The sequence below is a fragment of the Polyangiaceae bacterium genome (assembly GCA_020633235.1).
Lineage (GTDB): Bacteria > Myxococcota_A > Polyangia > Polyangiales > Polyangiaceae > JACKEA01.
This window is the reverse complement of sequence record JACKEA010000004.1, coordinates 837,231-849,657: the sequence shown is the minus strand read 5'-3', so window position 1 is coordinate 849,657 and position 12,427 is coordinate 837,231. Positions and strand designations below refer to the sequence as shown.

The 12,427-nt window shown below is 67.6% G+C and carries 10 protein-coding genes; 6 read left to right on the top strand and 4 right to left on the bottom strand.

Annotation, left to right across the window (positions count from 1 at the left end):
- Positions 1-42 precede the first annotated feature (42 nt).
- The gene (locus H6717_25195; protein ID MCB9580350.1) at positions 43-1,110 is read right to left on the bottom strand and encodes a mechanosensitive ion channel; all 1,068 of its coding nucleotides are present in this window, start codon (positions 1,108-1,110) and stop codon (positions 43-45) included.
- Between the two features lie 84 nt (positions 1,111-1,194).
- On the opposite strand from H6717_25195, the gene H6717_25190 reads away from it, so the two are divergent.
- The 3 genes from H6717_25190 (at position 1,195) to H6717_25180 (ending at position 4,285) form a co-directional block, all read left to right on the top strand.
- The gene (locus tag H6717_25190; protein ID MCB9580349.1) at positions 1,195-3,228 is read left to right on the top strand and encodes a beta-galactosidase; all 2,034 of its coding nucleotides are present in this window, start codon (positions 1,195-1,197) and stop codon (positions 3,226-3,228) included.
- Positions 3,229-3,243: 15 nt separating this feature from the next.
- The gene (locus H6717_25185; GenBank protein MCB9580348.1) at positions 3,244-3,849 is read left to right on the top strand and encodes a threonylcarbamoyl-AMP synthase; all 606 of its coding nucleotides are present in this window, start codon (positions 3,244-3,246) and stop codon (positions 3,847-3,849) included.
- A gap of 130 nt (positions 3,850-3,979) precedes the next feature.
- On the top strand, positions 3,980-4,285 hold the full coding sequence (locus H6717_25180) for a ferredoxin family protein (GenBank protein MCB9580347.1): 306 nt from the start codon (positions 3,980-3,982) through the stop codon (positions 4,283-4,285).
- Between the two features lie 24 nt (positions 4,286-4,309).
- Here the strand turns inward: H6717_25180 and H6717_25175 are convergent, their stop codons facing one another.
- The 3 genes from H6717_25175 to H6717_25165 form a co-directional block, all read right to left on the bottom strand.
- The gene (locus H6717_25175) at positions 4,310-5,386 is read right to left on the bottom strand and encodes a hypothetical protein (GenBank protein ID MCB9580346.1); all 1,077 of its coding nucleotides are present in this window, start codon (positions 5,384-5,386) and stop codon (positions 4,310-4,312) included.
- 61 nt (positions 5,387-5,447) lie between these two features.
- Complete coding sequence (locus tag H6717_25170) at positions 5,448-7,883, bottom strand: transglycosylase domain-containing protein (GenBank protein ID MCB9580345.1); 2,436 nt, start codon at positions 7,881-7,883, stop codon at positions 5,448-5,450.
- Positions 7,884-7,928: 45 nt separating this feature from the next.
- Complete coding sequence (locus H6717_25165) at positions 7,929-9,017, bottom strand: protein kinase (protein ID MCB9580344.1); 1,089 nt, start codon at positions 9,015-9,017, stop codon at positions 7,929-7,931.
- Positions 9,018-9,086: 69 nt separating this feature from the next.
- Between H6717_25165 and pgeF the strand changes: the two genes are divergently transcribed.
- The 3 genes from pgeF (at position 9,087) to H6717_25150 (ending at position 12,422) form a co-directional block, all read left to right on the top strand.
- Complete coding sequence (pgeF, locus tag H6717_25160) at positions 9,087-9,887, top strand: peptidoglycan editing factor PgeF (GenBank protein ID MCB9580343.1); 801 nt, start codon at positions 9,087-9,089, stop codon at positions 9,885-9,887.
- 118 nt (positions 9,888-10,005) lie between these two features.
- Positions 10,006-11,943: a DUF4339 domain-containing protein gene (locus H6717_25155; GenBank protein ID MCB9580342.1), complete on the top strand. Its 1,938-nt coding sequence runs from the start codon at positions 10,006-10,008 to the stop codon at positions 11,941-11,943.
- On the top strand, positions 11,943-12,422 hold the full coding sequence (locus H6717_25150; protein MCB9580341.1) for a GNAT family N-acetyltransferase: 480 nt from the start codon (positions 11,943-11,945) through the stop codon (positions 12,420-12,422). Before H6717_25155 ends, H6717_25150 begins: the two co-directional genes overlap by 1 nt.
- The last annotated feature ends 5 nt before the right edge of the window (positions 12,423-12,427 follow it).

Genomic DNA, 12,427 nt, shown 5'->3' with positions numbered 1-12,427 from the left:
AGCTATAACGCATACCGGGGCGGATGGCAGGCCCTGCAAAGCTCAGGAGGTTTGCACCTCGCCTCGCAGCCGCGGAAGCGCCGCCGGGTAGTTCTGCTGCACGTAGGCGATCAGCTTCTCGCGTACCTCGCAGCGCAGGTTCCATTGATCCCCGGCGTCCTTGGCGCTGATCAACGGTCGCACGCACATCGTTCGATCGGTCGCGTCGGTGACCTGCACTCCCCAGGAGTCGCCGTCCCAGTACTCCGACGCGTCCAAGATGCGCTTCAGCTCGGCGCGGATCGCTTCCACGGGCACGCTGTAGTCCAGGTACAGGTTCACGGTACCGAGCAACGCCGTGGAAGAGCGTGTCCAGTTCTGGAACGGCTTGTCGATGAAGTAGTTCGCGGGCAGCACCAGACGGCGCTTGTCCCAGATGCGCACCACCACGTAGGTCAGCCGGATTTCCTCGATGGTGCCCCACTCACCCTCGACGATGACCACGTCGTCCACGCGGATCCGCTGGCTCAACGTGAGCTGGACCCCGGCGAGCAGCGTGGCCAGCGTCTTCTGCGCCGCGAAACCGAGCACTACTCCGGCCAACCCAGCAGACGCCAACATCCCGGTTCCGATCTGGCGAACGGACTCGAAGGTGGTGAGCGCAAAGCCGATGGTGAGCACGACGATCACGAAATCCGCCACGTTGCGCACGCCCCGCACCTGGGTGCGCACGGCGCGCGACTGCAGGTCGTCCTCGTGCCGCTCCTCCATTCGCATGTTCGCGACTTCTTCGAACACGCGCACCCCCTTCAAGAGCGCGTAGCCGCACGCGACGATGACCACCACCAGGAGCACGTGGTGAACGGCGTCCCGGTGAGGCACGGGCAGCGACGCGAACGGCAGCGCGACGCGCGCGAAGGCCAGGGGCAGGAGCCACCTGAGCGCGGTGCGCATGTGCTTGGCGATGGCGTCGTCCACCTTGGTGTCCGTGCGCCCTGCCCAGATGGTGAGCAGCCGCGTGAGCACGGATGCCAAGATCAGGCCCAGGATCAGCGCACCGCCCACTACGGCGGCGCTGAATCCCGCGCGGTGCCAATCGATGGCCACGGGGGCGCTGGTTATCAACTCCATCTCGTCCTCCTCGCTGGGCGAAAATTCGGGATTTCGCCCGGAGTTTCAAGTGCTGAGACGTGCTAGCGTCCCGCCCGCCGAGACATGGCAGAAGCGCGCGGAAAGCAAGTCTCGCTGGTCCCCGAAGGTATTCGGGTCGGCGACGCCACGTTGCCCTTGTATGCCGGCGCCGTCCACTACTGGCGCCTCGCTCCCGAGGTGTGGCGCCGCTGCCTCGAGGCGGTGCGGGACCTGGGCTTTCGCCTGGTGGACGTGTACGTGCCCTGGGGCGTCCACGAGAACGCCGACGCCGAGTTGGACTTCGGACGCCAGGACCCGAAGCTCGACGTGCAGCGCTTCGTGTCCCTTTGCCACGAGCTCGGCCTCAAGGTGATCCTGCGCCCCGGGCCTCACATCAACGCGGAGCTCACGCGCTTCGGCATCCCGGAGCGCGTGATCTGGGATCTGGAGTGCCAGGCGCGGTCGCCTCATGGACGCCCCGTACTGTTGCCCGTGCCGCCGCTGGCGTTCCCCGTGCCCAGCTACGCGAGTGAAGCGTTCCACGCGGAGGTCACGCGTTGGTACGACGCCGTGGGACGGGAGCTCGCCAGCCTGTGTGCGCCGGATGGTCCCATCGTGCTCGTGCAGGTCGACAACGAAGGCTCGATGTACTTTCGCGACGGCGTGTACGACCAAGACTGGCATCCCGATGCCCTCGCCCAGTACCGCCGCTTCTTGCAGCGGCGCTACGGCAAGGTCAGCGCCCTGCGCAAGGCCCACGGGGACGAGGACGTCACCTTCGCGCGGGCGGAACCGCCGAAGCAGATGTCCGCGCACACCGTGGGGGAGCTCGCCCCGCATCTGGACTGGGCCGACTTCCAGGAACAGCTCTTGGCCGACGCCTTCGAGCGCATGCGACGCGGCCTCGAGCACGCCGGCTTCGGTGCGCTGCCGGCGGCCCACAACCTGCCGCTCAGCGAAGGCGCCACGCCGCTGGATCCCGAGCGCGTGGGGGACGTCGTCGAGCTGGTCGGCCTCGACTACTACCACGGCGCTTCCATGCCTCAGCGGCGGGAAATCGCCCGGCGAACGAGCGAGCTCGCGGTCCGTTCCCGCGCCCGCAACACCCCTGCTTTCGCCTGTGAGCTGGGCTCGGGGTTCCCGCCGTTCTTCCCTCCGCTGCGCCAGGACGACAACGCCTTCAGCGCTCTCACGGCGTTGGCCTACGGGCTTCGCGGGCTGAACGCCTACATGGCCGTAGAGCGCGATCGCTGGATCGGTGCACCCATCGATCCGCAGGGTCGCCCGCGGGCCACGTCGAAGTTCTGGAAAGATCTCCTCGCGGCGCTGGAGCGCACGCGCTTCTCCGAACTGTCGCGGCACACCCCGGTACACGTGGTGATCCCACGCAGCCAGCGTCGTCTGGCACGGGTGTGCCACGCCTTCGGGCCGCTCAGCGCAGCGCTGTTCCAGGTCCTTGGCGGAGGTGCACCAGAGGCGTGCTTCGAGGACGACTTCGGCCTGGACGACCCCGTCGTGATCGAAGCGGAACGCTTCGTGCGCCAACTGGAACGCGCCCTCGAGCACGAACGCGTGCCCTACGCCGTGGTGAGCGGGGATCTCCTGGCCACTTCTCTGGCGACCGCCAGCTGGGTGATCGTGTCGTGCACTGGTGGCTTGGAGCAGGAGCTCTTGGAGCAGCTCGAAGCGGCCCGCCACGCAGGCAAGAACGTGACCATCGGGCCCTACCTGCCGACGCGGGATCACCGCATGCAGCCCCGGGAGCGCGCGGCCGATCTCGGGTCGAGCACGGCGGCGGTACCGCTGCACCTGTCGCTCGATTCAGTGGCGATCGAAGCGGCGGTGGTCGCGGCCCGCCGCGACCTGGCTCTGCCGACGGTGGTCGCCACTCCCGCGGACGTTTTTGCCACGCTGCATCGCGACGAATCCGGCGTCGCGCGGGTGATGTTCGTCATCAACGCCAGCGAGCACGATCTGGACGCGACGGTCACCGCAGCGGGTGCGAAAGAGGCCAAGGATGCGCTCACCGGGGAACACTTCCACGCCAGTCTGGGAGCGCTCCGGCTAGCGGTGCCAAAACGTCACGTTCGGATGCTGGAGCTTCTCGGCAAAGCGTAGTAAGCCGCCCTCGCCATGCGACTGGAAATCAACCCGGAGAACCCGGAGCCGCGGAAAATCCGTCGCGCCGTGGAGGCGCTGGAGGCGGGCGAGGTGATCGCCTACCCCACGGATACCGTGTACGGGCTCGGGTGCGATCTGTTCAACAAGAAGGCCGTCGACCGGCTGTATCAAATCAAGGGCCTCAACGCCGACAAAAAGCTGGCGTTCGTGTGCAGTGATCTGGGCGACGTGGCGCGCTACGCCGTGATGCACGACAACGTCTACCGCGTGCTCAAGCAGTTCTTGCCCGGTCCGTACTGCTTCATCTTGGAGGCGACGCGCGAAGTACCCAAGATCGTCCAGCTGCCACGCAAGACGGTGGGCGTGCGCATTCCCAATCATCCCGTGGCCCTCGCCCTCACTCGCGAGCTCGGCCGCCCCATCATTTCGAGCACTGCGGCGCGCCCCGGAGACGAGCCGAACCCCGACCCCGGAGAGATCGACATTCAGTTCCGCGGCCTCGGTATGGTGCTGGACGCGGGCGCCGGCGGCACCGCTCCGACCAGCGTGATCGATCTCACTGGTCCCGAGCCCGTCGTCATCCGCGAGGGTGCTGGAGACGTCTCGGAATTCACCTGATTCAATGCCGGGAGCGCCCGCGAAACGGCCATCCGCGGGGGCAAAGAAATCCTGGCGGTAGCTCGAGAAAAAATGTCAGGATGGCCGCGTCATAGCCGCGGACCCAGTCGCGGCGAGGAGAGCATCGAGAATGACATTCGTCGTCACCGACAACTGCAAGGGGTGTCGCTTCACCGACTGCGTCGCTGTCTGCCCGGTGGACTGCTTCCACGGGGACGACGAGATGCTGTACATCGACCCCGACGAGTGCATCGATTGTGGCGCTTGCGTCCCGGAGTGCCCCGTCGAGGCCATCTACGACGAGACTCAGCTCCCAGACGATCAGAGCGACTGGCTACAGGTCAACGCCGAGAAAGCCAAGGGTCTGCCCGTCGTGAACGAGAAGGGCGACGCCCTTCCCGGCGCGGAAGACCGCAAGAAGCAACTCGGCTTCTGATCTTGCCTCCCGCGGCGTGCGGGCTCATTCGTGGATCGACAGCGTCGCGTCCGCCATGGCCTGCACGCCGACGCGTTGGTCCGACTGAGTTCCGTCCGACAGTGCCGCCAGCAGCGTGCTCTTGAGCGTGCCGCTGCCGGGTAGCGAGTGCCCCTTCAGGACCTCCAGCTGCCCGTCCGCCGTCGACTGGAACTGCTCCAAGCTCAGGTCTTTGCCTGGCGGCAATCCCATCAGCGTGAGCTTGGGGCTGGCCGCATAACGCTTGGCGCTGACGGTGATGCTCAGCTTGTCCTTGTCGACGGAGTCGAGCTTGACCAGCCGGTAGGCCACGACGTCCGCGCCGCCCACGAATTCGCGGCTCGTCACCATCCACATGGCGCCCGCGCCGACGGCTTCCTTGGGCACCACCAGGGAGGCGGTGGTCAACGTCTCCATGAGCGAGCGCAGCACCATGTTCAGGTTCTCGTCCGCGCCCTTCGCGAGCTCGTAGCGAGGGTCCACCGCAGCTCCGTTCGGCAGCAGTCGGTACTCCACCTTGCTGCCCTTCGTCTTGCTCACCTGCGCGGACAGCTCCTTCGGTGCGGGCTGTCCCTGGATGTCGCCGACCTTCGCCCCCACCACCTTCACCAGCACCGGAATGCCGTCTTCACCCGGCTTCGGCTTTTGAGCCTCGATGCTGAGGCTCAAGTCGATGCCCGGAAGCACGTTCCGCCCGGAGCGCATCGTCAGCTCCACGTTGCCCTTGCGCTTGTCACCGGGCGATAGCGCGACCTTCAGCACCTCGCGGGGTGCGCTGCCGGCCTGCCCGAGCTTCACCAAGGGCGGCGTGCCCTTCTTGTGCAGCTCGTCCGCCTTGCCGGGCGCAAACACACCGGACTCCGGCGGGCCATCGCCGGCGTCGGCCGTGGTCGCCGCGCCGCCACCCTGCTTTTCGACCTGGGCGACGGCCTTGGCCAAGCTGGGGTCGACGGCCTGGGCGTTCTCCACCTCCCCCGCGTCGGCCTCGGGGGTCGACACTGACGGCTTCTTCTCCTCACAGCCCGCTGCCACCAATGCGAGGAGCAGACCCGACCCCCAGACCCAACGACGAATCGATGCCATGAGCGGCGTTCTACCCGACCGTCCCGCCGTGTCCAGAGCCCACTGCGCTGCAGCTTGCAGGTTAGAACGGCGGAAGCTCTTCGATGGGCGCCGGCATCGCCATCGCCGGAGCTCCGCCGTCCTCGGGCCCCTGCGAAGCTTGCTGGATCTCGGGATCCACCACTGCCGCTGCCTCGGCACCGGCTTCCGTTGCCTCCGGCGCGGCATCCGCTCCAGCGTCCGGCGCCGCCACGTCGCTCGGCACGGTGCCTTCGAGGAAGACCTCGTCTAGTGCGTCTTCTTGCCCCGCCCAGGCGATGAGCCCAGTGGCGGGGTCGATCTTCGCCGTGAGCACGCTCGAAGGCCGCGCGAACTCCACCTTCGGCTTGCCCTCGTGGGCCTGCTTCATGAAGTCCACCCACGCCGGCAACGCGGTGACCCCACCGGCCTCGCCCCAGCCCAGGGGTAGCGCGTCGTCGTAGCCGACCCACACGGCAGCGACGAGATCCGTGGAGAACCCGACGAACCAGGCGTCCTTGGCTCGGTTCGTGGTGCCCGTCTTGCCCACCACCGGGCGCCCCAGCGCGAGTGCCCGCTTGCCGGTGCCGTCGGTGACCACGCTGCGCATCAACGAGGTGATCAGGAACGCTTCGTCCTCCCCTAGCACGCGCCGCGTGGGCGGCCGCTCGGGCAGCGCCACTTCCTTTCCGTCTGGGCCCATGATCTTGGTGACCAGGATGGGCGCGGCGTACATGCCCCCGCTGGCGAAGGTGGCGTACGCGTTGGCGATCTCGATGGGCCGCACTTCGTAGGCGCCCAGGGCCAGGCTCGGGGTGGGCGCCAGCTTGCTCTCGATCCCGGCGGCATGCGCGAACTCCACTACGTTGGCCGCCCCCACGTCGGCGATGAGCTTCTCGGCGGCGGCGTTGTCGCTCTTGGCCAGCGCTTCGCGCAGACGCTCGGTACGGGGTGGCGCGTCCTTGCCCCCAGGCAGCGAGAGCAACGTCGCCGGCGTCACCCGACGCGAGTGCAGCGCGTAGCCATACAAGAACGGCTTGAACGCCGAGCCCGGCTGCCGTCGGGCGCGCGTCGCGCGGTCCAAGCCGCCCACGACGGCTTCGTAGCTGCCCACCAGCGCGAGCACGTGACGCGTGCGCGGGTCGATGGACACCAACGCCGCCTCGGGGCCGAGCTCGAGGCGCAGGGGCACCGGGGTCTCGCCGTTCGGCGCCTCCAACAAGCTCACCCGCAACGCAGCCCCCACGGACACGAACTCGCTCGGTGGAAGGTGCCGCGGGTTGAAGCGCTCCTCCCGCGTCAGCATCACGCGCCCCAGGGTGTCCCCCACCAAGACGTCAATCGTGCCCGCCTTGTCGTCCACCGCTTTCACGCGGCCCACGGCCACCTGGTAGGCCTTGGGAGTGCCCTCGAAGGCGTCGCCCCACAGCCGCCGCTTCTCCAGGGTGTAGGGCGGCGCGAGCTTCTGCCGCTTCATGTACAGGTCCAGGTCGTCGCGCACCGCCTTGCGCGCGGCGACCTGCAGCGCGGGGTCGATGCTGGTGGTGACCACGAAACCGCCCTTCTTGGCGTGCTCGCCCGCCGCCGCCTGCAGCGTGCGTTTCACGAGCGCCACCACCTCCGGCGCCAGCTCACTCTCCCCTTCCGCCGCCGGCGCCAAGCGCAGCGGCGCGACCAGCGCCTCGCGATACAACGCTTCCGTGACGAAGCCCTTGTCCAGCATCTGACCGAGCACGTAGCTGCGGCGAGTCAATGCCTTCTTCGCGTCGTTCCGTGGGGACAGTCGCTCGGGAGACGCCACGATGCCCGCAAGCAGGGCCGCCTCTGGCAGGCTCAGCTCCTTGGCCTTCTTGCCGAAGTAGTATCGCGCCGCCTCTTCGATGCCGTAGCGACCATGGCCCAGATAGATGTGGTTCAGATACAGGCCGAAGATCTCGTCCTTGGACAGGTGCTGCTCGAGCCGGCGCGCCAGGATCGTCTCGCGGATCTTGCGGCGGTAGGTGCGCTCGGAGTCGAGCAGCAGGTTCTTCACCACCTGCTGGGTGATGGTGCTGCCGCCCTGGACCGTGTGACCGGCGCGCAGGTTCGCCACCAGGGCGCGCAGCATTCCGAGGTAGTCGAGCCCCTGGTGCTCGTAGAAGCTCGCGTCTTCTGCTGCCAGGAACGCCAACTTGGCGTGGGCCGGCACGTCGCTCAAAGGGATCACCGTGCGGCGCTCCGTGAACACGCTCGCCAGCAGCGTCCCGTCCCGCGCCAAGATGCGCGTCACCTGAGGCGGCTCGTAGCCCTTGCGTAGCTCTTCCACGCTGGGCAGATCCGACTCGTAGTAGCGGATCGCGCCGAACACGGTCAGGGCCCCCAGCACGGCCAACACGGCGGAGGTCAGTCCAAGGCGCTTCAGCCAGCGCAGCATCACGGGTTTCCAACGCTTGCCGGGCGCAGCTTCCTCCCGCAAGTTCTCGGCGCCGTTCGGCCGGTCGGACGGCTGCTCCTCACTCATCGCCCCGGAGCGTAGACCACCCGGCCGGGCGCCGCACGCCGGGGCTCAGGGCAGCAAGAAGCGCATCACCACGACGGCGATGAGCACTCCCGCCACCAAGCACGCTGCCGCCACGCCGATCAGGAGCCCCGCCCCCGGGCCGCCGCGGCGTTGAGCCTGAGGCACTGCCATGGATTGCACCGGGGGCGTTTCTGGCGTCAGCCCCGACAGCGCCGGGGAAGAGCCCGGCGGAGCTTCGTTGGACAGGCTCGCCCGGGCGTCCGCGAAGGGCCTGAGCGCGTCGGCAAACTCCGCCGCCGTCTGGAAGCGGTCGTCCGGCTTCTTCGCCAACGCCTTGGCCAACACGGCTTCCAACCCCGGGGGGAACGACTTCCCTGGTATCCGCTGGTTCAGCAGGATGGGCTGCTCCATCACGTGCTTCTGGATGTACTCCATCGGCGTCTTGGCGTTGAACGGCAGCTTGCCCGTCAGCACCTCGTACAAGATCACCGCCAGGGAGTAGATGTCGCTGCGCGCGTCGAGGGTCTTGCCCTGCGCTTGCTCCGGCGACATGAACTCCGGCGTACCGAACACCATGCCCTCCTGCGTCAGGATCACCGACCCGGGACGCATCTGGCGCTCGGTCACCTTGGCGAGGCCGAAGTCCAACACCTTCGGGTAGTCCTTGAGCCCGCCCTGAGTGCACAGGAAGATGTTCTCGGGCTTCAGATCACGGTGCACGATGCCCATCTCGTGCGCTTCATGCAGCGCGCCGCATACCTGTACCAAGACGGGGATCGCGCGCTCCGGCTCCATGGGGCCGCCCTTGCGCACGGTCTGGTTCAGGTTCCGCCCCTCGAGCAGCTCCATCACGATGTACAGCGAGCCGTCTTCTTCCAGCTCGCCGTACATGAACACCTTCACGGTGTTCGGATGGGTGAGCTGGCTCATCGCGCGCGCCTCTCGTCGGAAGCGAGAGGTCAAGTCCTTGCGGCCGGCCAGCTTGGGATGGAGGATCTTGATCGCCACCATCCGATTCATCTCAGGCTGGGCCGCCTTGTAGACGGAGCCCATGCCGCCCGTGCCGATCTTCTGCAGGACTTGGAATTGTCCTCCCAGAATTTCCCGGCCGATGAACGGATCGGAGGGTCGCATTGAATCCTGGGTCATACCAAAGTTAGCCCCCCGCTTCGAGGGGGGCCGATCAACGAAAGAGTCGGAGTTATGCTCCGCCTACGGACTCGGATGCCCGAACAAAACAGCCTACGAAGCTCTCTGCTCGAAGATGCCGGGTTTCGGCATGCCTTCTTCACCCGCCACGGAGGGGTATCCCAGGGGCCCTACTCCAGCTTGAGCTTCAGCCAGGCCGCCGGCGACGATCCCGATCACGTGCGCGAGAACCTGCGGCGCGCCGCTGAAACCCTGGGCGTGGAGCCGGGGCGCCTCTATTTCCTGTCTCAGGTCCACGGGACCGCCACGGTGACCCTCGACGGCAGCGAGAGCTTCGACCAGGTGCTCCACTCCCAAGGGGACGCGCTGCTCGCTCGACGCAGTGATCTGGCGTGTGGAGTGCGTACGGCGGACTGCGTGCCAATCTTGGTGGGGGATCGCGCCTCCGGCGCCGCGTTGGCCATCCACGCCGGCTGGCGGGGTGCGGTCCGCGGGGTGGTGAGCGAAGCCATCGCCGAGCTTCGAAAGCAGTCCGGGGAAGCCGGAGATCTGATCGCAGCCATCGGTCCCCACATCTCCCTGGCCGCCTTCGAGGTGGGACAAGACGTGGCTGAGGAGCTCTCCCGGGCCTGCCCGCTCCCGATCGTGGATCGCAGCTTCGGCCCCCGCCCCCACGTGAATCTGCGCGCCATCGTCCGTTGGCAGCTCGAGCAGCTGGGGCTCGGCGCCGCGGCCATCGACGACGTCGAAGGCTGCACCGTCAGCGAGCCGGAGCGCTTCTTCTCCTATCGACGCGACGGCAAGCACAGCGGCCGCCACCTTTCGGCGATCGTCCCCCTCGCGAAAAGCCGGTAATTTCTCGAAAAATTTCGCCTTTTCCAGGCTGGTCTTGTTGGTCCGGCGCGAGCCCCGGCGCGTTCCGCTTCCGCGTCTCTTGGACCTTGTCGCCTCCAAGCGTATAGCTTTCCGATCGATGCCCCATGCCGTGAAATGTCCCGACTGCGGCGCCAAGTTCGCGCTGCCCGACGACCTGTTCGACAGGAAGGTCAAAGGGCGCGTCGTCACGGTGCGCTGCAAGCGCTGCCAAGGCAACATCACCGTGGACGGGGTCGAGCTCGCGTCCCAGCCTCCCAGTGAACGCCCGGAGGTGCTCGACGAGTCGGCCATCGACAGTCGACCGCTGGACGAGACACCCACCATCCCGCTGACTGGCGCGAAGGCTTCGGCGATTCCGCCCGTCAAGGGGCTATGGCTGGTGAGCTATGCGGACGACGACGATCGGGAGCTCACCCGATCGCAAATCGAGGCAGCGCTCTCACGCGGCGAGATTGACGCCGACACCATCGTTTGGCGCGAGGGCATGGCGGAATGGAAGGTGATCGCGGACGTTCCCGCGCTCGCCGATCTACTGGAAGGCGGGGACACCAAGGGCGGGGACACCACCGGCGGTTTCCTGGGCACCGGCATGACTCTGAGCCCCGGCGAGAAGGCCCTCAAGGCGGCGATGGAGAAGGCGAAGAAGAAGCGCCCCACCCTAGCGCCGCCGCCCAGTCAGCGCGCCCCCCAGGTCAAGAGCAAGGGGGCCCAAGACACCGAAGCGGGACCCTTCAAGAGCGTCTCCGCCGGCACGCTGTACCTGGCCGACAAGGACGCTGTCCCCGAGAGCCTCGATCCCGTCAGTCTGCAGGACGACGAGATCGAGAGCGTCAAGGATCGCCCGCGTCCGAAGTCCGAGCCGCCGAAGAAGCCCCAGTCCAAGCCGCCACCGGCGCGCCCCAAGCCAACGCCCCTGGGAGCGAAGAAGCCGGCGCAGCTCCGCCCGGACGATGGCGTGGAGGAAGACGCGCCCAGCAGCGGTACACCGGACCTCCGCTCCCTCACCACCGCGGCAGTACCGCTGGGAAGGGCCAAGAAGCAGGCACCGCCCTCCGACGATCGCGCGGATGAAGACATCTTCAACCTGGGGACTGGCTCCATCGTCGGCTCGGCGTTGGCGCCACCCACCATCGATCTCTCCACGCCGACGGCGCCGGAAGCCGAAGAAGACGAAGACTACGAGGTCGAGGACGACGATCGCGACAGCGATCCTCCGAAGAAGGCGGCCGGCGAAAGGAAGCCCGCGGAAAAGAAGCCCGCGGAAAAGAAGCCCGTGGCCACCAAGCCCACGGACAAGAAGCGGAAGAGCGCGGACTCGGTCGCGGCCACGGCCAAGTCCGCTCCGGCACGCCGGGCACCGGACGACGACAAGAAGTCCTCTCCCGTGGTGTGGCTGCTGTTGGCCGGAGCTGCGGTGATCGCCGGCGTTTGGTTCTTCACCAAGAGTGGAGCAGAGCCGCAGGAGCCTCTGGCTCCCCGAGATCCCGTGGCACGGGAGAGCCCACCGGAAACGCCCACGGCAGAGCCCGTGCCCACACCCACGGAAGCGGACGACACGCCGCCGGCCCCCACCGAAACCGCCACCGTCAGCGAGGCGCCACCCACGTCGGATCCGGCACGACCAACGGAAAAGCCGCGCGAGCCCAGCGAGCCCACCGCAAAGCCCAGCGACACGACGGAAGCGCCCAGCGAGACGCCCGCCGCAGAGCCCACGGAGAAACCGACCGCGAAGCCCGCAGAGCCGGAGAAGGAAGTGCCCATCGCCGCTGCCTTCGACAAGGGCGCCGCCATCGCGGCCCTGAACAGCGCCGCGGGCGCCGCGTCGGCATGCCGACAGGAAGGGGACCCCTCCGGAATGGCCACCGTGGTCGTCACCTTTGCTCCTAGCGGCCGGGTCACCAGCGCGAACGTCAACGGGCCGCCCTTCGCGGGGACGCGCACTGGTGGCTGCATCGCATCCACCATGCGCCGCGCCCGCGTCCCCGCCTTCAGCGGGGATCACGTGACCGTCAGCAAGACCGTGACGATCCACTGATGGCGCTCGTCATCCGTCGCGCCGTCGCGAACGACGCCTCCGTGATCCACCAGTTCATCTCCGAGCTCGCCGCCTACGAGCGCGAGCCGGATGCGGTGGAGGCGACGCCCGAGTCCCTCCGCGCGCAGCTCGAGAGCGCGAGCTGTCCCTTCGAGTGTCTGCTGGCAGAGCTCGAGGGCGACGCCGTGGGGTTCGCGCTCTTCTTCCAGAGCTACTCCACTTGGCGCGGACGCCCGGGGCTGTACCTGGAAGATCTCTACGTTCCCCCCGACAAGCGCGGCCAAGGGGTGGGCAAGGCGCTGCTCCGTGCGCTGGCGAACATCGCGGTAGAGCGCGGCTACGGGCGCATGGAATGGGCAGTGCTCGACTGGAACCAATCCGCCATCGACTTCTACCGCAGCCTGGGCGCGGCAGCCCTCGACGAGTGGACCGTGTACCGCCTCACCGGTCCAGCGCTGGAAGCACTCGCCCGCGACTGATCACG